This is a genomic window from Ruegeria arenilitoris, from assembly GCF_013032445.1.
In the GTDB taxonomy this organism is placed as follows: Bacteria; Pseudomonadota; Alphaproteobacteria; order Rhodobacterales; family Rhodobacteraceae; genus Ruegeria; species Ruegeria arenilitoris_F.
This window is the reverse complement of record NZ_WQCA01000016.1, coordinates 1-20,877: the sequence shown is the minus strand read 5'-3', so window position 1 is coordinate 20,877 and position 20,877 is coordinate 1. Positions and strand designations below refer to the sequence as shown.

At 58.8% G+C, this 20,877-nt stretch carries 20 protein-coding genes; 9 read left to right on the top strand and 11 right to left on the bottom strand.

Features of this window, described 5'->3' with window-relative positions; genetic code table 11:
* Window positions 1-8 precede the first annotated feature (8 nt).
* Both GOW98_RS20145 and GOW98_RS20140 read right to left on the bottom strand, forming a co-directional pair.
* Window positions 9-773: an enoyl-CoA hydratase/isomerase family protein gene (locus tag GOW98_RS20145; RefSeq protein WP_170335396.1), complete on the bottom strand. Its 765-nt coding sequence runs from the start codon at window positions 771-773 to the stop codon at window positions 9-11.
* Window positions 773-2,353, bottom strand: a complete 1,581-nt coding sequence (locus GOW98_RS20140) for an acyl CoA:acetate/3-ketoacid CoA transferase (protein ID WP_170335394.1) — start codon at window positions 2,351-2,353, stop codon at window positions 773-775. The genes GOW98_RS20145 and GOW98_RS20140 overlap by 1 nt, the downstream gene beginning before the upstream one ends.
* Before the next feature lie 147 nt (window positions 2,354-2,500).
* Between GOW98_RS20140 and GOW98_RS20135 the strand changes: the two genes are divergently transcribed.
* Entirely contained in the window at window positions 2,501-3,319 is an 819-nt protein-coding gene (locus tag GOW98_RS20135) for an aldo/keto reductase (protein WP_170335392.1), read from the top strand.
* Between the two features lie 74 nt (window positions 3,320-3,393).
* Here GOW98_RS20135 and GOW98_RS20130 read toward each other — a convergent pair whose 3' ends face one another.
* The 8 genes from GOW98_RS20130 to GOW98_RS20095 all read right to left on the bottom strand — a co-directional run bounded on the left by GOW98_RS20130 (window position 3,394) and on the right by GOW98_RS20095 (window position 12,772).
* Window positions 3,394-4,995 (bottom strand): GMC family oxidoreductase, encoded by a 1,602-nt coding sequence (locus tag GOW98_RS20130; protein WP_170335390.1) that lies wholly within the window; start codon window positions 4,993-4,995, stop codon window positions 3,394-3,396.
* Complete coding sequence (locus tag GOW98_RS20125; RefSeq protein WP_170335388.1) at window positions 4,995-6,497, bottom strand: aldehyde dehydrogenase family protein; 1,503 nt, start codon at window positions 6,495-6,497, stop codon at window positions 4,995-4,997. The genes GOW98_RS20130 and GOW98_RS20125 overlap by 1 nt, the downstream gene beginning before the upstream one ends.
* 29 nt (window positions 6,498-6,526) lie before the next feature.
* A complete protein-coding gene (locus tag GOW98_RS20120; RefSeq protein WP_170335386.1) occupies window positions 6,527-7,084 on the bottom strand; it encodes a hypothetical protein in 558 nt (185 codons plus the stop codon).
* Window positions 7,085-7,105: 21 nt separating this feature from the next.
* Window positions 7,106-8,143, bottom strand: coding sequence for a zinc-dependent alcohol dehydrogenase (locus GOW98_RS20115; protein ID WP_217359658.1), 1,038 nt, complete (start codon window positions 8,141-8,143; stop codon window positions 7,106-7,108).
* Entirely contained in the window at window positions 8,140-9,081 is a 942-nt protein-coding gene (locus GOW98_RS20110) for an ABC transporter permease (protein WP_170327597.1), read from the bottom strand. Before GOW98_RS20110 ends, GOW98_RS20115 begins: the two co-directional genes overlap by 4 nt.
* A gap of 9 nt (window positions 9,082-9,090) precedes the next feature.
* Window positions 9,091-10,599: a sugar ABC transporter ATP-binding protein gene (locus tag GOW98_RS20105; RefSeq protein WP_170335384.1), complete on the bottom strand. Its 1,509-nt coding sequence runs from the start codon at window positions 10,597-10,599 to the stop codon at window positions 9,091-9,093.
* A 10-nt stretch (window positions 10,600-10,609) separates the two neighbouring features.
* Window positions 10,610-11,575 (bottom strand): ABC transporter permease, encoded by a 966-nt coding sequence (locus GOW98_RS20100; RefSeq protein WP_170335381.1) that lies wholly within the window; start codon window positions 11,573-11,575, stop codon window positions 10,610-10,612.
* Window positions 11,576-11,665: 90 nt separating this feature from the next.
* Window positions 11,666-12,772: a sugar ABC transporter substrate-binding protein gene (locus GOW98_RS20095; RefSeq protein WP_170335379.1), complete on the bottom strand. Its 1,107-nt coding sequence runs from the start codon at window positions 12,770-12,772 to the stop codon at window positions 11,666-11,668.
* A gap of 250 nt (window positions 12,773-13,022) precedes the next feature.
* On the opposite strand from GOW98_RS20095, the gene GOW98_RS20090 reads away from it, so the two are divergent.
* The 3 genes from GOW98_RS20090 (at window position 13,023) to GOW98_RS20080 (ending at window position 14,359) form a co-directional block, all read left to right on the top strand.
* Window positions 13,023-13,682 (top strand): TetR/AcrR family transcriptional regulator, encoded by a 660-nt coding sequence (locus GOW98_RS20090; protein ID WP_170335378.1) that lies wholly within the window; start codon window positions 13,023-13,025, stop codon window positions 13,680-13,682.
* A gap of 192 nt (window positions 13,683-13,874) precedes the next feature.
* Complete coding sequence (locus GOW98_RS20085) at window positions 13,875-14,108, top strand: hypothetical protein (RefSeq protein WP_170335377.1); 234 nt, start codon at window positions 13,875-13,877, stop codon at window positions 14,106-14,108.
* 14 nt (window positions 14,109-14,122) lie between these two features.
* Window positions 14,123-14,359 (top strand): phosphoribulokinase, encoded by a 237-nt coding sequence (locus tag GOW98_RS20080; protein WP_170335376.1) that lies wholly within the window; start codon window positions 14,123-14,125, stop codon window positions 14,357-14,359.
* Between the two features lie 216 nt (window positions 14,360-14,575).
* On the opposite strand, the gene GOW98_RS20075 is transcribed toward GOW98_RS20080, so the two are convergent.
* A complete protein-coding gene (locus tag GOW98_RS20075; protein ID WP_170335375.1) occupies window positions 14,576-15,178 on the bottom strand; it encodes a helix-turn-helix domain-containing protein in 603 nt (200 codons plus the stop codon).
* A 146-nt stretch (window positions 15,179-15,324) separates the two neighbouring features.
* On the opposite strand from GOW98_RS20075, the gene glyA reads away from it, so the two are divergent.
* The 5 genes from glyA to GOW98_RS20050 all read left to right on the top strand — a co-directional run bounded on the left by glyA (window position 15,325) and on the right by GOW98_RS20050 (window position 20,820).
* Window positions 15,325-16,578, top strand: a complete 1,254-nt coding sequence (gene glyA, locus GOW98_RS20070) for a serine hydroxymethyltransferase (protein ID WP_170335374.1) — start codon at window positions 15,325-15,327, stop codon at window positions 16,576-16,578.
* 11 nt (window positions 16,579-16,589) lie between these two features.
* Entirely contained in the window at window positions 16,590-17,969 is a 1,380-nt protein-coding gene (lpdA, locus tag GOW98_RS20065) for a dihydrolipoyl dehydrogenase (protein ID WP_170335373.1), read from the top strand.
* 14 nt (window positions 17,970-17,983) lie between these two features.
* The gene (gene lipA / locus GOW98_RS20060; RefSeq protein WP_170335372.1) at window positions 17,984-18,925 is read left to right on the top strand and encodes a lipoyl synthase; all 942 of its coding nucleotides are present in this window, start codon (window positions 17,984-17,986) and stop codon (window positions 18,923-18,925) included.
* 25 nt (window positions 18,926-18,950) lie between these two features.
* Entirely contained in the window at window positions 18,951-20,321 is a 1,371-nt protein-coding gene (locus tag GOW98_RS20055) for an alanine/glycine:cation symporter family protein (RefSeq protein WP_170335370.1), read from the top strand.
* 76 nt (window positions 20,322-20,397) lie between these two features.
* Window positions 20,398-20,820, top strand: coding sequence for a universal stress protein (locus GOW98_RS20050; protein ID WP_170335368.1), 423 nt, complete (start codon window positions 20,398-20,400; stop codon window positions 20,818-20,820).
* Window positions 20,821-20,877: the final 57 nt, after the last annotated feature.

The window sequence follows — 20,877 nt, the reverse complement described above, 5'->3', positions numbered from 1 at the left end:
AGAGACGATTACCAGAAATCCGCCTTTTTGCGGTCTTTGAATGCGGCCAGACCGACCTGTAACTCGGGCTGCGCGGCGGCGACCCAACCTGCTAGCGATTCAAACACCCGCTCACTCTCTTCGCCTTCGGCGGCGTTGATCAGCATTTTCACCAACTCGGTCGCGACCGGCCCGCGATGGCGCATCCGATCGGCCAGATCCGTAGCAGCCGCAAGACCCTGACCTTTTTCTGCGACTAGATCGACCAGACCTAAGGTCAGAGCATCGCTCGCGGAAAACTCCTCACCAAAGATCGCCATGCGTCGTACCAATTGTGAGCCGAAACGGCGCACGGTGCGCTGCGTCCCAGACCAGCCGGGGATGATCCCAAGCGCGGGTTCCGGCTGTCCAATGCGGATATGCGATTCCGCAATGCGATAGTCGGCACAGGCCGCCAGTTCCAATCCACCGCCCAGTACATGGCCATTTAGAACCGCAATCACCGGTTGACGCAAACGGGTCAGCGCATCCAATGCCTGATGGCCATCGCGCAACCAGTGGCGCCCGAACCCCTCCACCGACCGTGCCGCCCAAGCGTCAATATCACCACCCGCGCAGAAGGCTTTGCCAGCCCCGGTCAGGATCACAACATGCGCATCCTCGGCATGTTCGATCTGACGACACAGCGCCATCAGATCATCCATCATCTTCTCGGTCAGAGCGTTAAGCCGCTCGGGCCGGTTGAGCGTCAGACGGGCAATTCCGTCGCTGATATCCAGCAGAAAGTGTTCCATCACGCGGCAGTCAGGTCCAGCCCCATCAGGGCCGGATTAAATAGGGCGGTATCCATGGTTTTCAGATCATCCGACACCAACAAAGGTGTTGCGGCCTGATCCAGAACGTCGCGCTGCACGTCCAGACCGGGCGCGATTTCCGTGACCATCAACCCCTGATCGGTCAGTTTGATGACACAGCGTTCGGTCACATAGGTCACGTCCTGCCCCTGCGCCTTGGCGCGTGTGCCCGAGAAGGAAATCTGATCGACTTCATCGACGAATTTAGCAACTTTGCCCTCTTGCAGGATTTTAACCTGTCCGTTTTCAATTGCCATCTTAGCCCCGGCGTTGAAATTTCCCGAGAACACGATCTTGCGGGCACGCGCCGTGATATCGACAAAACCACCCGCTCCCGCCGTCCGGTGTGGAATGGCCGACAGACGCGAGACATTGACTGATCCGTGTTTGTCGACTTCGAGGAACGACAAGAGCGAGGCATCAAACCCGCCCGCCTGGAAATAGCAGAACTGATGTGGCGAGGGCACGAACGCCTCGGCATTGGCCGAACAACCGAATTTGAAGTCCAGCAGCGGCACGCCGCCCACAGCCCCCTGTTCGATCATCCATGTGACCGAGCCGTGGAGGCCTTCCTCAACCAGAATGCGGGGGACATTGGCTGAGATGCCAAAGCCGATATTGACCGCCCAGCCGTCCTTCAACTCCATCGCCACACGGCGCGCAATCACCTTGCCCACATTGAACTCGGCCGTTCGGAAACTTTCCAGCGGACGCGTCAACTCACCTGAAATCGCGGGATCATATTCGGTGGCAGTGGTTTGCAGCTGATCCGGCGCTTCAACGATAGCATCCACCAGAATACCCGGCACATGCACATCATGCGGGCGGATGCTGCCTGCGGCGGCGACACGCTTGGCCTGCGCGATGACCACGCCGCCATTGTTGCGCGCGGCCAGCGCCATTTCCATCGCACCCAGATAGGCGCCTTCGTGTTCAAAGCTCAGATTGCCCTTTTCGTCAGCCGTGGTCGCGCGGATGATCGCGACATTAGGGGCCATGGATTTGAAATACAGCCAGTCGTCGCCCTCGAACTCCATACGCTTGACGATGGGTTCGGCGCGGGCCGCGTCATTCATAGCACAGCCTTCGATGTCGGGATCGACAAATGTGTCCATGCCCACCTTGGTCAGAACGCCCGGACGCTTGGCCGCCGCCTCGCGCAGCATGTCGAAAATAATACCCGAGGGCACGTTATAGGCGCGCACCTGTTCGGCGGTGATCATCTGCCACACCAAGGGGGGTTCCGCCTTGCTGGGACCCGACGGGTACGACCCTCCGATGATCCGAGTCAGAAGTCCCGGCTTAGCGATGTGATCCACCCCTTTGGTGCCGAACATATCACCCGCTGCGATTGGGTGAATCGTCGTCAGGTCCCGTGGTGCGCCTTCATCTTCAAAACGTTCGCCAAGACCTTTGAGAACCGCATCCGGACAGCACAGGCCGCTGGACGAATTCACCGCCACGGTCGCCCCGTCAGGCACAAGATTTGCTGCTTCGCGCGCCGTCATCTGCTTGGTCATGCGATCCTCACGAAAGTAACTAACTGGTTATATCTTTTATGCCGTGAGAGACCGCGAAAATCAACAGGTATTAGCAAAACGCGGGAATTGACCTGACGCTAAGTAACTATTAAGTTACTTTCAAAGTTGTTCTTTGGGAGGATCACCGTGAACATTTACTTTCAGAAAACAAATCAGCGCACCTTCGGCACCTATCCCCTAACCGGGGACGAGCTTCGCGATGCGATGAAGATCGCTGCCGAGGTTGGGTATCGCTCGTTCGACACCGCGCAGATGTATGAGAATGAAAAGGAAACCGGCGACGCTCTGGCCGAGCTTGGTTTCGACCGGGACGAAATCTGCGTGACCACAAAGGTTCACCCCGACAATTTCACCGAAGAGGCATTCATTCCGTCAGTGGAGGAAAGCCTGAAGAAACTGCAACTGGGCTATGTCGACGTCCTGCTGCTGCACTGGCCGCCGATTGGCGAAGATATCGCCCCGTCGTTGAAACTGCTGGAACAGGCCCACGCCAAGGGGCTGGCCAAGAATATCGGCGTATCGAACTACACCGCCCAGATGATGCGCGACGCGGTCAAGATCATCGACACGCCGCTGGTCACCAATCAGGTCGAGTTTCACCCGCTGCTCAATCAAAACACTCTGCTGGCGGCGGCCTCGGAAACCGGCATTCCCCTGTCGTCCTACTGCTCGGTCGCGCGCGGCGAGGTCTTCAAACACTCGATCTTTGACGAGATTGGCCAGACCTACGGCAAGACTGCGGGACAGGTTGTCTTGCGCTGGATTTTGCAGAAAGGTGTTTCGATCAACACGATGTCGACCAAACGCGCCAATATCGACGCCAACTTCGACGTTATGGATTTCACCCTGTCCAGCAGCGACATGGACCGGATCGACGCCAAAACCCACACCGGTTACCGAATTGTTGGCGAAGACTTGGTGCCTTGGGCGCCCAAGTGGGATTGAATGAAAAAAGGCGGTGCCGGCAGAGGCACCGCCTGTTTCCGGGAATACCCCTGAGCCGTTGAGAGCTTAATAACTCAGTGATTTCCCCGGATCATGTCTGAGGCCTTTTCCGCCATCATGATCGTCGGCGCGTTGGTATTTGATCCGATCAGGCTGGGCATGGCCGAGCTGTCGCAAATCCGCAGCCCGTCGATCCCCCGCACACGCATCTGCGGATCAACCACCGCCATTTCATCCACTCCCATCTTGCAGGTACAGGTCGGGTGATAGGACGTCCGGCCGTATTGCCGCGCATAGGCCTCGAAATCGGCCTGCGTTTTCACGCTGTCATCGGGGAAACGGATCTGACGGATGTATTTCTGCAGGCTTTTTTGCCTGAAGATTTCGACGCTGTGCTTGACCCCTTCGACCGAGGTTTTCAGATCATCTGGATGCCCGAGGAAGTTGGGATCGACCAGAGGCATGTCCTCAACCCTGTTAGACCGCAGCCGCACGGTGCCCCGCGCCTTGGGACGCAGAGTGTAAGAGTTCAGCGTGATGCCAGAGCTGCCTTTCGGCACGCTCGGCACCCCGGCCTCGGCCCCTGCGCCAGCCAGGAAGTGGAACTGAAGGTCCGGCGCAGACTGAGAATTGTCCGCATACCAGAACGCGCCGCCTTCAACGACATTCGACGCCACCGGCCCCGAGCCGTACAGGTAATACTGCATCCCGGCCCAGACAGCCCAATGCGGCTTATTGTATTTGTCCAGGCTGTGATGGCCGTTCAGCTCGGCCACGATGTCGATACCGAAATGGTCGTTCAGGTTTTCACCAACGCCCGGCAGGTCCTGTTTGACCTCGATCCCATGCTCACGCAAATGCGCTGCAGGGCCAACGCCGGACAACAGCATCAGCTTGGGCGTCCCGATCGCACCCGAGGTTACCAGAACCTCCTGATCAGCGGTGGCCTTGCGCATCTGCCCGCCCCTATCGTATTCGACGCCAGTGGCTCGGCCTGCCTCGATGACTACGCGGTGTACCTGGCATCCAGTTTCCAGCGTCAGGTTCGCGCGCGACAGGACAGGTTTCAGATACCCCACCGCGGCAGAACAGCGCTTGGCGTTCCACGTGGTCGTCTGATAGACGCCGGCGCCTTCCTGAACCGGACCATTGAAATCCGGGTTGTAAGGGATGCCCGCTTCCTGACAGGAACGTACGAAGGCCCGGGTCATCTTCTGCGGAGCATCAAGGTTCGACACACCCAGCGGTCCTTCGGTTCCGTGCCAGTCGCCGGACAGGATGGCATTGCGCTCGGACCGGACGAAGTACTTCTGGATGTCCTTGAACGCCCAGTCTTCGCAGCCTTCTTCGTTGGCCCAGCGGTCGTAGTCGATGGGATTGCCGCGGGTGAACACCTCGGCATTGATCGAGCTGCCGCCGCCGATCACGCGACCCTGCGCGTAGGGAATCTCGCGGTTGTTGGCGTTGACCTGCGGGACCGTGGTAAAACCCCATGTATGAGGGCCATCGGTCATCTTGGCAAAGCCCACCGGCATGTGGATCAATGGATGGCTGTCCTTGCCACCTGCCTCAAGCAGCAGCACCCTGACCGCGCTGTCCTCGGTCAGTCGGTTGGCCAGAACGCATCCGGCCGAGCCGCCGCCGACGATGATATAGTCATATCCGGTTTCAGCCATCACTCTACCCAATGCGACCGTTTGCCGATCTCGACATGGATCGACTTGATCTGCGTGTATTCTTCGACCCCATGCATCCCGGCCTCACGACCCCAGCCCGAGGCTTTGAACCCGCCAATCGGCAACTCGGGTCCACCGGCCAGAGTTGTGTTCACCCAGAACCGCCCGGCCTGAACACGGCGAGAGATCGTCAGTGCCTTATCGATATGCTTGGTCCAGACGCTGGCCGCCAGACCGTATTCGGTATCGTTGGCAATCGAGATCGCCTCGTCAATCGTGTCAAACGGGATCACGACCAGAACCGGACCGAAAATCTCTTCGCGGGCGATCACCATGTCGTTGGTTACGCCGGTAAAGACGACCGGATCGATGTATTGCCCGCCCGAGATTTCGGGCGTGGTGCCCCCGGCCAGCAGGGTCGCGCCCTCTTCCTGACCTTTGGCGATGTAGGACAGGATCGTCCGGTTCTGCGCATCGGTGGTGATGGCACCGGCCTGCGTACGCTCGTCCAGAGGATCACCCACGCGCACCTTGCGCAGCTTATCGGCGACCATTTCGGCGAACTTGTCCGCGACCGAGCGTTCGACCAACAGCCGCGCACCTGATACGCAACACTGCCCCGTGTTGAACGCGATGCCAAAGGCGACACCATCGGCAGCGTCTTCCAGATCGGCATCGGCGAACACAATCTGCGGGTTCTTGCCGCCCAACTCCAGCCCGAGTTTCTTGAAGTTACTCTGCCCTGCCGCCGCAACGACCGAGCGGCCCACTGCGGTTGAGCCCGTAAATGACAGCATGTCCACGTCCATATGCTCGGCCAGTTTCTGACCAATCACGCTGCCCGATCCAGTGACCACGTTGAATACGCCATCCGGCAAACCGGCCTCCGACAGGATCTCCGCCAGTAAGAGGGTCGTCGCGCTGGTCACTTCGGATGGTTTCGAAACGATGGTGCAGCCCGACGCCAGAATATAGGGCACACGCTCGCACAGGATCAGGAACGGGAAGTTCCACGGCGTGATCAGGCCGACCACGCCGACCGGCTCGCGCGTGACGATACCCATGGCTCCATCACCGCTGTTGTTGAAACTGTCCCCGTGCAGCGCCCGCGCCAGACCGGCGGCGAATTCGAACATGCCGACACAGCCGCTGACCTCACCCCGCGCCTGCGCAATCGGTTTGCCGTTTTCCAGCGTTTCCCAATAGGCGATCTCATCCGTGCGCTGGCGGATCAGCTCGGCCGCCTTCAGCAGCACCGCAGCACGGTCGGCACCGGAAAGGCCGCACCACCGGCGGTCATCAAACGCCGTCCGGGCCGAGGCGACCACAGCGTTCAAATCCTCTTCGGTGCAGCGCGGGATGCGAGTTACAGGCACGCCATGTCCGGGCGAAGACCGCTCGAACATGTCGCGATCCCCGGCAGGCACCCAATCGCCGTCCATGAAAAACCCGAACTCGCGGGGTTCAGAGGGGGGTGTCAGTATCTGGCTGTTTTGGTCCATCAGAAAGGCTCCGAATTTGGGGCGGTAGGCTAGGCAGAGGCGTCCAGCCCGTCGCGGAAATCGTTCCAGCCGCCATCCACGGATGACGGCGCATCATGCCATTGATGCAGAATATCCCCGGTCGCGGGGTCCTTGTCGGGGATCGGCAGCATCATGATCCGTTTTACCGCGGCCTGAAACATCTCGGGCGTCAGGAAGGCTTCCTGAATGTTGTCCCAATCGCGACCACCGGCATAGCCGCCGCACATCATGATGTCCTCGGAATGGCCAACCATCTCATGGCTGACCCCGGCGGGCATAACGATCACGTCACCGGCCTCGATCCGGACCCGGGTCCAGCCTTCGACCGACAGGTTGAACTCCATCCAGCCGCGGGCGCAGCCCAGGCATTCGTGAGAGGTCGAGTGGAAGTGAGGGTATTCATACACCCCGGGATATTCCCAGTTGTTGCACCATCCGTTTTCACGGAACCGGGCCTTTACTGCATCTACCCCGCCACCTGGTATCGCTCCGCGATGGATCAGCAGCGGAAAGCGGCTGTTGGGGATCATGCCTTCGGGTTTGGACGTGTAAACTTCAACGGTCATTGGTCTTTCCTCCCACTTTGGCTAATGCGTCAGGACGATCTGGGTCTTCAAATCACCAGGCCTGTCAGTAAAGCTTTCAAACGCCTGTTGAATGTGATCCAGCGCGTATGAGGCACTGGTGAAGCGCTCGGTTTTGATCCGGCCATGGGTCAGCAAGGTCAGAGCGTCGTGCATATCCTGCCCCATGCCCGCAACCGACCCCTTGATCGAGTTTTCCTGCAGGATCGTTTGCAAAATATCGACGGGCAATGTCTCGCCCGCGCCAGTAAGGCCGAAGGCCGCGATATGCCCACCTTTGCGGATCAGCCGCGCCGCCTTTTGGTAAAGCGCAGGCAGCCCGACGCTTTCTATCACCACATCCGCACCACGACCTTCCGTATGGCACAGAACGGTTCCCTCCAGCTCTGACGGGTCGGTGACACCCACATCCGCGCCAGCCTCCAACGCCATCTGCACCCTGTCTTCGGACAAATCCGCCACGATTATCGGTGCCGCCCCGATAGTACGCAACAGCTGGACGTGCAGGTTTCCGATCGGCCCCGCCCCAAGCACCACGACAGATTGGCCGAAGGTGATATTGGCCTTGCGGGCGCAGCGCACAACGCAGGCTAGAGGCTCGGTCAGGGCGAGCACATCGGCCGGAACGTCCTTCGGCGCCGGGATCACCAACCCTGCCGGAACACAGATGTATTCGGCAAAGGCCCCATCCATTGTGATGCCCATCTGCTGCATCTCGGGGCAGTTCAGGATCTCATTCCGTCTGCACCAAAAACAGGTGCCACAGCCGATATTCATATCAACAACCACCGGCGCACCGACGGTCAGGCCCGAGACGCCCTCGCCCAGTTCTGCGACATTTCCGGTGAATTCATGCCCGGGGATCATCGGCAGGTTTTCCGCCGCATAGTGACCGTTGAAAATGTGGATATCCGTGCCACAGATACCGACCCGTGAAATGCGCACCAGAACCTCGTCCCGACCGGGTTCGGGACGGGGAACCTCCCGTACCTCAAACTGGCCGGACTTCACGAGGACGGCGGCTTTCATGGTGTCGGTCATTTCACGACCCTCAGCTTGGTCCGGTCGATGGTCAGCGCAATCGCCGCGATCAGGATCAGGCCGAACACCATTTGCTGCTGGGTCGCATCCACCTCGAAATACAACATCGACGACCGGATCACTGCCACGATCAGCGTGCCGATCAGCGTGTTGATGACCCCGCCGACACCACCGGTCAGCGGGGTACCTCCGACCAGAACCGCGACGATTGCAGGCAGCAAGAACCCGTTCGCCAGTGTGGGAGAACCACCAGAGAGTTTCACCGAGAACAGCAAGCCTGCAATCGCCGCCAGTCCGCCGGACAACGCAAATGCCATGATTTTGATCCGATTGACGTTCAGCCCCGAGGCGACGGCTGCAGGTTCCCCCGCGCCAACCGCCTTGAGCGCGCGCCCGAAGGTTGTCCGTGATTGCAGAAACCATGCGCCCAGAACCAGAACGGCCGCAATGATCAGCTCGCTTGGCAGTCCGGCAACCGAGCCGGTCATCCAGCCAAAGGTCGAATCCCGCAATGTCGCATCCATGAACAGGGCGCGCTGACCCGACATGTACTGCGCCGCGGAAAAGGCGATACCACCCACCGCCAGCGTCGAGATGAAGGATGGCACGTAAAGCCGCGTCGTCACATAGCCCGAGATACTGCCCAGCACGACGCCCGACAGGATGCACAGCAGCGCCGCGCCGATGCCAAAGGTCGGCAGAGCAATGGTTGCAACCACGGTGGTCATATTGGCGATGGACTGCGCCGACAGGTCGATACCGCCGATATAGATCGCAAAGGTCATCCCCAGTGCCATGATGAACAGCGGCACAATGTCGGCCATCATCGAGATCAGGTTCGCCGGCCGCAGAAAGTTGGAATCCGCCGCGCCGACGACCAGCACCAGAACCAGCAGGGTGATCCAGGGCAGATGGGGTTTGATACGTTCAAAACTCATGGAGTGGCCTCAGATCATATGGTGGACAAGGTCATAAAGCGACGGCTTGTCCCCCGGGCTGCAATCGAAACGTTTCTGTTCGACACCGTCCTTCAGAACGATGATCGTGTGGCTGAGGCCGATGGCCTCTTCCAGCGTATCGGCGACCAGAATGATGCCCACGCCGTCATCCGACATTTCGCGCACCATGTCATAGACGTCTTCCTTGGCGCCGATATCCAAGCCACGCGTCGGGTGATCCAGCAGGATGATGTCCGACCCGGCAGAGCGCCACTTGGCCAGTACAACCTTTTGCTGGTTGCCGCCCGACAAGCCGCCACAATCCTTGTAGACATCCGGGGTCTTGATCGCCAAACGGTCGATCCACTGCTTGGCCAGCGACTTTTCCTCGCCAATGCGCAGCACGCCAGAGTTGGCGTAATTCCCCATCTGACTGAGCGTCATGTTCTCGTAGACGTTCATCCCGGCCACGATACCTTCGACCTTGCGTTCGCGCGGGATGTACCCTACGCCGCCTGCCACGCCGGCCTGCGCGTTGAATTTGCCGACGGTTTGGCCTTTGAGCGCCACCGTGCCCGAGGACGGGGTTTCTAGACCGAAGATCGTACGCAGGATCGCCTCGCGTCCTGACCCTTCGGTGCCGACAAGGCACAGAACCTCACCGGGGCGCAGCTCGAATGAGATATTCGCGTATTTGCCGCTCACGGATACGTCGTTGAAGGCAACCAGCGGCTGCGCCTCAGCCTGATAGGGTTTCTGCTTCTGCTCGCGATAATATTCCTTGTCTACGTCGCGCCCGACCATCTTGTGCTGGATCGCATCGACTTCGGCGTCGTCATGGGCGACGACGTCGACAATCTCGCCGTCTTTCATCACGTAGATGCGGTCGGACAGGTCCAGAACCTCATCCATGCGGTGGCTGACAAAGATGAACGAAGCCCGGTTGGTCAGCTCGCGCACAAGGCTGAACAGCAGCTCGACCTCTTCCTTGGCCAGAACCGAGGTTGGTTCGTCCAGCAGGATCACCAGATCGCCGTCGATCCGCTCTTCCAACGTCAGCACCTTGGCCAACTCAACCAGCTGACGCTGGGCAAAGGACAGTTTCGAGGTGATCATGGCTGGATCGATATCCAGCTTGACCTTGGCCAGTTGCTTGCGCGCGGCATCGGCCATGGCTTTCCAGTTGATCACGCCATAGCTGACGAATTGCTGCTCAAACCCCAGAAAGATGTTCTCCATCACGGTCAGGTTGGTGATTAGGGATTGCTCCTGAAACACCATGCCGATGCCGTGATCCATAGCCTGACGCGGGTTCTGAAAGCGGACTTTGGTGCCGTCGATGGTGATGTCGCCACCATCGGGCTGATAGGCACCGTAAATGACCTTCATCAGGGTGGATTTACCGGCGCCGTTTTCGCCAACCAGACCCACGATTTCACCCCGTCCGATCTGAAAGTTCACAGATTTCAGCGCGTGGACGCCGGGGAATTTCTTGTCAACATTGATCAGTTCGTACATCAGCCCGCCCCTATTTCACGAAGGTTACGGATTTGCGGTCAGTCGACAGAACCACCGCAGCGATGACCAACACGCCCAGAACACCGTCCTGCACGTAGCCGGGCAGTCCGATCACGACCATGCCGTTGTTGATCACGTTGACGATCAGCACCCCGATCAGCGTGTTCCACACGCCACCGATGCCGCCCCACAGCGCGGTGCCGCCAACCACAACTGAAGTGATCGACACAAACATGAAGTTCGAACCCGTCGCGGTTTCGGCAATCCCGATCCGTCCAACCGCCAGCAGCGCGCCGACGGCATAGAACATACCGGCCAACGCAAACCCCATGATCCGCACGCGGTTGACGTTCAGGCCCGAGGCATGGGCCAGTTCTTCTCCGCCACCGACAGCGTAGAAGTTCCGGCCCAGCGTCGTGCGCGACTGGATGAACCAGGCGATCAGCAGAAACAGCAGCGCGACATAGCACATAATCGGGAACCCGAACCAACGCTCGGTCAGCAGGGATCGGAACAGGTCATCCTCGACCCGGATCCGGTCACCCCCGGTCAGCAGCAGGGCAAAGCCGGTGCCCACAAACCCCATCGCCAGCGAGGCCATGAAAGAAGGGATTTTCAGCAATACATGAACAAGACCGTTAACAAGCCCGATCACCGAGCCCACCAGCAGGGCCAGCGGAATGGCCAACCAGGCCCAGGACGCCAGCGTTCCACCCATGCCGATAAAGGCAAACGCAAACACCACGGCGCAGACCGACACGGTGCCCTCCATCGACAGGTCAATCGACCCCATGATGATGATGAACGTGACCCCGATGGCCACCATCAGCGCCGGCGCGGACGAAATGCCAATACGGGCAAAATTGCGCAGCGAAAAGAATCGAGGCTCCATCGCCGTGAAAAACAGGACCAGAACCAAAAGGACGATCAGGGGCGCCCATTTGATCAGAACATCCCGTGTCAGCACATTGCTCACGTGCTTCCTCCCACTGAGTGAATTGGCGGGGTCGCGTTCACCGCAGACCCGAGTAAGCGGGCCGGTTCAGGTACCAGCCCGCAGACACCTTTACTTGTATTGAATCTGGCCGTTCGACGTGGACCAGAAATCTTTCCAATCATACGCCGGAGCGCTGTCCAAATACTGCGCCTTGAACGCCAGCGCGTCTTCGGGACGGACCATGATGGTCGGGCCGTAGAATTCGCGATGCTCATTGGGCTCGTCAGACGGTTTGAAGTGGCCGGTGGCTGCGTAGTAGGCCAATGCCGCCGTAATGCCGCCACCCCAATGTGGGTTGGTGAACACGGTTGCCAGAATCTTGCCTTCGCCGACCAGCTCAACGGCCTGCGGGTTACCGTCATAGGACACGATCGGCAGGTCTTCGATACCTTCGGCCCGCAACGCTTCGAGCACGCCATAGGCAATGGTGTCGTTGGCGCAGTGCACGCCTTTGATCTCATCACCGTAACGGGTCAGGAAAGCGCTCATGACCTGGTTGGCCTTTTGCGTATCCCAGTCCGCAGGTTCCGCAGCCAACAGTTCCGCATCGGGGTAATCCAACAGCGCGGTTTTCAGACCAGCCAGACGTTCAATGGCCGGGTTGTTCGACGCGATACCACCCAGATGGACAACACCGCCCGAGCCGCCCATGGCGTCCAACAGAATGCGCGCAGTCTGTTCCGCCGGGCCTTCGTCGGACCAGCTCATGTGGCTTACATAGTTGTCGCCGAAATCCCAGGGGTGCAGGTCATCGGTCTTGTTCCAAAGGGTCGATACATAGGCCCCTGCCTCAACGCAGGATTCAACAACCGGACGCGCGTTGGGTGCGTCGTTGGTGTCGATCGCCAAAGCCAGTTCACCATTGGTCTTGGACAGCAGCGCCTTGACGTCCGCTAGCGATTTTTCCGACGAGCCTTCGTTGATCAGGTGGGTCAGGAAATCCTTGGGTTTGCCGAGGCTTTCCACAAAGGCCTCACCACCAGAAACGATTTCGTTCCAGTAGGGGTTTGTCCGGTTGCGATACGACCAGGCAACGGTCGGGTCGGTAATCGCAGCGCGCGCCATGCCGCCCAGCATACTTGAAACGGCAACCCCACCTACACCGTAGACAGATGCCAGCAGCAGGTTACGACGGGTTATCGTCTCTTGTTCGATGTATTTCTTGATGAATGACATGACGTCCTCCCTTTTCCATCAGCACTTGGGATCTATGGCGTTCCCGTGTCGACCCCTCCCCGGCGACGATCCCGCACAGCCGCACGCACGCCCTTAATGCACTAACTAGTTACTTCTTTACGAAACGATGTGTCAAGCGTTAAGACTGGGATAGGAACGGTCTGAATTGGCGGCTGGTACTGAACAGTTGAAGAACCTCGGCCAATTGTGCGAAATGCTCTGACCAGATTTGCTGCGCCAGGACAGCTGCATGACAAGGGAGGTGGCTGTGGTCGAAAAGACGACAATCAAAAAGAAAAGAGACGCCGAGGCGACCAAAGCCCGCATCCTGCAGGCCGCGAAGAAGGAATTTGCCAAACACGGATTGGGCGGCGCTCGGGTAGATGAAATCGCCGAACGTGCCGACGCCAACAAACGTATGTTGTACCACTATTTCGGCAGTAAGGAGGGGCTGTTCCGCACGGTACTGGAAGCCGCTTATCTGGATATCCGAAGCGCCGAACGCAAACTGAACCTTGAGGCCTTGTCGCCTTCGGATGCTCTGGAATCCCTGGTTCGGTTCACATGGAAATACTACCTGAAGAACCCCGAGTTCATCACCCTGGTCAACAGCGAGAATCTGCACCGCGCCCGTCATATCAAATCGCTGCCCAGCCTTCTGGAATCCACCCGAGGACTGGTCGAAATGGTAGAGGACATTCTCACACGCGGTGAGGAACTCGGGGAATTCCGCCCCGGCATTGATGCAACGCAGTTGAACATCACCATCGCCGCTATCGGCTACTATTATCTTACGAACCGATTTACGGGATCCTACCTGTTTCAACGCGACCTGATGGATGACCAAGCGTTGAACGAACGGCTGGATTTCAACGTCGAAAGCATCATGCGAATTGTCCGTAAAGACTAGGCTGCAGACTGGGATCTGTTGCGAAGATTCTGACTGAACGATGAGTTCACACCGAACCCGTTGCTTATGCAGCCAGTTCGACGAATTGATTGAAAAGTCAGATTCCGGGCGTAAGTTGGCCCTCGCGGATCATGTTAGCGACCACGATTCCATCAAGGGTTGCAGAGGCAAAAGCTTTAAAGCCCAGCATTGATGAACCGGTGGTCCTGTTCGACGATATTGTTATCCGCCATGGAGGAGATCGGCCATCGCACAGATCCCCCACCCTTTGAAGGATTGGGCGAAGATGCCCGAGCTTACCTCGACTGGTTGCTGGATCAGTGTGCCGTGGACGACGCCCCACTTGACGAGATTATCGAACCGGCAGCGCTCGACCTGCTGGCAGAGCGCCTGACCACACCCTTACAGTTTGCCGAATCCTTTTAACCGGGCTTTGGAGGATGGGTTCCCGCACCGGCCTGAAACCAATCACCCCAGATATTGTATCGGCCACGCTGGCACCCGACTTCGATGACCTGGAGCCGCACCTCACCCGGCAAGTCTATTCCGTGAAGGTATTGGCGGATCAGTTTCAGTCCAAGCCTGCCGGGATCACACGCTTCCTGAACGGGCAGCTTGAACCCGCACGGACCCGCGAACTGGCAGAGCGAATGAGGATGGCAGGGTTATCGCTGTGATGGCGTCGGCATGGTCTCACACCGACGGTCCCACTCTCAGCAATGTGAGCCCGTCTCATTTATTCTGATCCCGTTCTCAAATAAAGTGATCCCAAATCGATTTATAGTCTTAGATAATCTGAGCCAGAAACAGCGATAATCTCGCGCCCAACGGATTTTGATCTCAAGCCACTACAGATACCAATCCCATTGGCCAATGCGGAAGCGATGGTTGGTCTACTCCAATGAAACCCACAGAACTTTGGCATCTTCTTTGCTGGTCGAGATGCAGCCATGCCCCATGCCGCTGTCGTAGTATAGCGAGTCTCCGGCTTTCATCGGCAAAGGCCGGTAGTGTTCCGAGATGAACGTAAGTTCTCCGCTGATCACATACATGAACTCTTCTCCGCTGTGGCGAATCCAGGTTTCAAATTCGGATACATCCCGCGCTTTGATCGTCGCGATATATGGCAGCATCCGTTTGCTGGTCAGTTCAGAGCACAGCAACTCGTGAAGATAGGTGGATGTATCCCGTATCTCGCCGCCGCCGAACGGTGTGTAGTCGCGGCGTCCGGAAATGCCTGTTTGGCCTGACTGCAGGAACAGTTGAGGAGTGCTCAGGTCCAGCGCCTGTGTCAGCCGTCTGACAATCTCGAAGCTGGGCCGGGTTTGATTGTTTTCGATCTTCGAAAGGGTGGAGCGACCGATTCCCGCAGCGCGCCCGGCTTCTTCCAAAGTCCAGCCTTTTGCGCGGCGTGCGTCCCGGATCGACCGACCCAAAGCCGCCCCGTCATCATGATCTGCCGGTCCGGAAACGTCGTTCGGGGCTTCATCTGCCATCAAAATCTCCACTCTTTGCAGAAGGTTAGACAATTCTCCTGACATGCACAACTTCACATTTACGAGAATAGTGTTGCCTTTTTAGTCATTTTTCCACTATAGGAAACAAAATCCCTTGTACGTCACATATACAGCGAGAGGAAAATATGTTCACTACATCGCTCACGAAGGCTGACCCGGTCATCGCTGCGTCGATTGCACGCGAAGGCAAGCGCCAAGCAGAACAAATCGAACTCATTGCATCCGAGAATATCGTTTCGCAGGCCGTGATTGATGCGCAGGGGTCCGTGCTGACGAACAAATATGCCGAAGGCTATCCCGGTCGCCGCTATTATGGCGGGTGCGAATATGTGGATGAGGTTGAGGTTGAGGCGATCGAGCGCCTTAAAAAGCTATTCGGCTGTGCGTTCGCCAATGTGCAGCCTCATTCCGGCGCGCAGGCCAACGGGGCGGTGAAGCTGGCGTTGCTCAGCCCCGGTGACACGATCCTTGGTATGTCGCTCGATGCGGGTGGGCACCTCACCCACGGTGCCAAACCTGCTCAGTCGGGCAAGTGGTTTCGTCCGGTGCAATACGGTCTGACCGATGCCGGGCTGATCGACTATGATCAGGTTGAAGCGCTGGCCAAGGCGGAAAAGCCCAAGATGATTATCGCAGGCGCCTCGGCCTATTCCCAGCAGATCGACTTTGCCCGGTTCCGCGCCATCGCGGATGACGTCGGGGCCTGGCTACTGGCGGACATGGCCCATATTGCTGGTCTGGTCGCAACCGGTTTGCACCCGTCACCCGTTGGTCATGCGCATGTCGTGACCTCGACGACGCACAAAACTTTGCGCGGCCCACGCGGCGGGATCATCCTTACAAATGACGAGGCGCTGGCGAAAAAGATCAACTCGGCCGTGTTCCCAGGTCTGCAAGGCGGTCCGCTGATGCACGTGATCGCGGGTAAGGCAGTGGCCTTTGGCGAGGCGCTGAAGCCCGAATTCAAGGACTACATGCAGAGCGTGGTCGATAGTGCCTCGGCTCTGGCCAATGTCATGATGGCGCGCGGTTGTGATATCGTTTCGGGCGGAACCGAGAACCACCTGATGCTGGTCGACCTTCGCCCCATCGGCGTGACCGGCAAGGACGCCGAAGCGGCGCTGGAGCGTGCCGGTTTCACCTGCAACAAGAACAGCGTCCCGGGCGACCCCGAGAAACCCACCGTCACCAGCGGCATCCGACTGGGCACGGCGGCTGGATGCAGCCGCGGCTTTGGTCCCGAGGAATTCAAACAGATCGGGCATCTGATTGGTGACGTTTTGGACGCGCTGGCACAGTCGCCCGACGGCGACGCGACTGTCGAACAAGCGACCCGCGAAAAAGTCCGCGCCCTGTGCGCAAGCCATCCGATCTACTGAAAGACCAAGAAATGACCTACGATCTTATTGTCATCGGGGGCGGCCCGGGCGGCTATGTTGCGGCTATCCGCGCGGCTCAGCTGGGGCTGAAAGTGGCCTGCGTCGAAGGGCGCGGCGCACTAGGCGGAACCTGTCTGAATGTAGGGTGCATCCCCTCTAAAGCGTTGCTGACCTCCTCGGCCAAATATGCCGAACTTGCACATCTCTCCTCCCATGGCATTGCGGTCGAGGGGGCCAGCATCGATGTGCCCGCGATGATGGGGCGCAAGGACAAGATCGTCGGCGATTTGACCAAGGGCATCGCGTTCCTGTTCAAGAAAAACGGCGTAGAACTGATCGAAGGCTGGGCCAGTATCCCCGCTGACGGGCAGGTCAAGGTGGGCGATGAGGTCTATGAGGCCCGGAACATCCTGATCGCTACCGGCTCGGAACCGACCCCTCTGAACGGGATCGAGATTGACGAACAGGACATCCTCAGCTCGACCGGGGCGCTCAAGCTGGAAACCGTTCCCGACCATCTGGTTGTCGTGGGCGCCGGGGTGATCGGGCTGGAACTGGGTCAGGTCTGGGCGCGATTGGGCGCCAAGGTCACCGTTGTTGAATATCTCGACCGCGTGCTGCCCGGCATCGATGGCGAGATCGCGAAACTGGCGCAGCGGGCGCTGTCGAAGCGCGGGCTGAAATTCCAGTTGGGTCGCGCGCTCAAGTCCGTCGAAAAATCCGACGCCGGGCTTACGCTTACTTTGGATCGGGTTGGCAAAGACAAGGAAGAGGTGATTGAGGCCGACAAAGTTCTGATCGCCGTCGGACGCCGTCCCGTCACGCGCGGGCTTGGGCTGGAAGAACTGGGAGTGGTCCTTGACCCGCGCGGATTTGTTCAGGTGGACGGCACCTTCCGCACATCAGTGCCCGGCATCTATGCGATTGGCGACTGCATTCCCGGCCCGATGCTGGCACATAAGGCCGAGGAAGATGGCGTCGCATGCGTCGAGATGCTGGCCGGGCAGGCCGGGCACGTGGATTACAACACCGTTCCGGGCGTTGTTTACACCGACCCCGAAGTTGCTTCGGTCGGGGCGACAGAAGAAGCGCTAAAAGACGCGGGCACCGAATACACGGTCGGCAAGTTCGCGTTCATGGCGAATTCGCGCGCCCGCTCGACCGGGGAAACCGACGGCGCAGTCAAGGTGCTAACCGATCCGAATGGCAAAATTCTGGGCGCTCATATCTGTGGCGCACATGGCGGTGACCTGATCGCCGAGTTGGTGCTGGCGATGACGAAAGGCGCAACCGTCGCCGAGGTTGCCACCACCTGTCACGCACACCCTGCCATGGGAGAGGCGGTCAAAGAAGCCTGCCTCGACGCCATGGGCCGCGCGATCCACGCATAAGGGAGATCAGCCAGATGACCGTCCAGCTTCGCCCGCGCCACCCGGAAAAGGCCAAAAAGGTCGACAGCGTGGTCCAGCGCAAACCCAAGTGGATTCGCCGGAAAAAGATTGAAAGCGCCGAGTATTACGAGACTCGTCGTCTGATGCGCGACCACGATCTCGCGACGGTCTGTGAAGAGGCGGCTTGCCCGAATATCGGTGAGTGCTGGTCCAAGCGCCACGCGACCATGATGATCATGGGTGAGGTCTGCACGCGGGGTTGCTCCTTTTGCAACGTCTCGACAGGTCGTCCCGATGCGCTGGATGTGTTCGAACCCGGTCGCGTTGCGGTGGCAGTCAAGAAACTGGGGCTGCGCCATGTGGTGATTACATCCGTGGACCGGGACGATCTGGTCGACGGCGGGGCCGAGCACATCGCCCAGACAATTCGAGCGGTTCGGCACCAGAACCCGGGCACCACTGTCGAGGTGCTGACTCCCGATTTTCTGGGCAAGGGTGACGCCGCTGATATTGTGTTTCAGGCAGCGCCGGACGTGTTCAACCACAATCTGGAAACGGTGCCGCATCTCTATCCGACGGTTCGTCCCGGAGCACGGTACTATACGTCTTTACGCCTGTTGGACGATGCAAAGCGCGCAAACCCTGAGATCTTTACCAAATCCGGCCTGATGGTCGGCCTGGGTGAACGCCTCAGTGATGTGCGCCAAGTGATGGATGATCTGCGCGCTGCCAATGTCGATTTTCTGACGGTCGGTCAATACCTGCAACCGACCCCGAAACATCATCCGATTGACCGGTTCTGGACACCGGAAGAGTTCGCTCAGTTGGAGCAAATCGCCCGCTCCAAAGGCTTTCTGCACGTGTCGGCCACGCCGTTGACCCGTTCGTCATTTCACGCGGACGAAGACTTTGCCGCCCTCAAGCAGGCCCGCCAACGGGCCATCGCCGGGGCATAAACCAGACGCACTAGGGAGGAATACCATGGAAGCGTTAAATTCAATCGTAGGGGCCATCAATGGCGTCGTGTGGGGGCCGCTGATGCTGGTTCTCATCCTCGGCGTTGGCTTCTTCCTGCAGGTCGGGCTGAAATTCATGCCGATCCTGCGCATTGGCACAGGCTTCAGCCTGCTGTTCAAAGGCCGTGAAGGTCAGGGCGAAGGGCAAATCAGCCCGTTCAACGCGCTGATGACTTCGCTGTCGGCGACCATCGGTACGGGTAACATCGCCGGTGTGGCCACTGCTGTCTTCCTGGGCGGTCCGGGCGCTTTGTTCTGGATGTGGATGACCGCCCTGGTGGGCATGGCCACCAAATATGCCGAAGCCGTCTGTGCGGTGAAGTACCGTGAAAAAGACGAGCTGGGCAACTTCGTCGGCGGCCCGATGTACTACATCAAGAACGGATTGGGTGCGAAATGGGCCTGGCTGGGCGTCGCCTTCGCACTGTTCGGTGCAATTGCAGCCTTCGGTATTGGCAACGGCGTTCAGGCCAATGGTGTGGCGCAGGTTCTGGAATCGAACTTCGGCGTGAACACCTCGGTTACCGGCGTTGTCCTGATGGTCTTGACCGCAGCCGTTATTCTGGGTGGTATCACCCGTATTGGCGCGGTTGCCGGTAAGCTGGTTCCGTTCATGGCCATCGCCTACATCATCGCGGGCCTGCTGGTTCTGATCATTAACATCGCCGAAATCGGAAACGCACTGTCTCTGGTCTTCACCTATGCCTTCACCCCATCGGCCGCCGAGGGCGGTTTCGCGGGCGCAGCTGTCTGGGCCGCCATCCGCTTTGGTGTGGCACGCGGTGTATTCTCGAACGAAGCCGGTTTGGGCTCGGCCCCGATCGCGCACGCAGCAGCCGAGACCAAAGGTCCGGTCAACCAGGGCCTGATCGCGATGCTGGGCACGTTCATCGACACCATCATCGTCTGCTCGATCACCGGTCTGGCGATCATCGCGTCGGGTGCGTGGACCTCGGGTGAGTCGGGCGCGGCCCTGACCTCGCTGGCCTTCGCAACCTCGCTACCGGGCGGCGGTCACCTGATCGCAATTGCGCTGTCGATCTTTGCCTTCACCACCATCCTCGGCTGGTCGTTCTATGGCGAGAAATGCGTTGAGTTCCTGCTGGGTGTCAAATCCCTGATGCCTTACCGCGTTCTGTGGATCGTCGCGATCTACTTCGGCGCAACAGCGGATCTGGGCTTCATCTGGCTGCTGGCGGATACGCTGAACGCCATGATGGCCATCCCGAACCTGATCGCCCTGGCCTTGCTGAGCCCGATCGTCTTCAAACTGACGAAAGAGTTCTTCGCCTCGGGCGGCAAATCCGAAGAGCCGGGCGGAACACCTGCCGAATAAACTCGGATACCAAAACGGGGGGCCAACCCGGCCCCCCGCCTTTGAAACAAAACTCTATATCTCGAGGAGAGACGTGATGGCCACGAAAATCCTGCTGCCCATTGATCACACCGACGACCGCTCGTGGAAGAACGCCCTACCGCTCGCACAAGAACAAGCCAAGTTCTACGGTGCTGAACTGCATGCAGTTGCCGTCATCCCCGAGATCATCCAATTGCCGAACCTGCCCGCCAACTACGGCGCCGGTGCCAAGGACCACGTACGAGGCGCAGTTCAGGCTATTCTGGATCATGGCGGTGCTTCCGATGTGACAGTCCACATCGAAGAAGGCAGCGTCTACCGCGAAATCCTGAAGCTTGCTTACAAAGAAGGCTTCGATCTGATCGTCATGGCATCGACCAAAGGCGATTTCCCGAATTATGAGATTGGTCCGAACCTGGCCCGTGTCGTGCGCAACGCGCATTGCACCGTCACGGTCGTTCGTGACCAGTCCCGCTGATTGAAAGGTTAGACCCATGACTGAAGTGAAGCGCACGCCTTTGTATGACTTGCATTT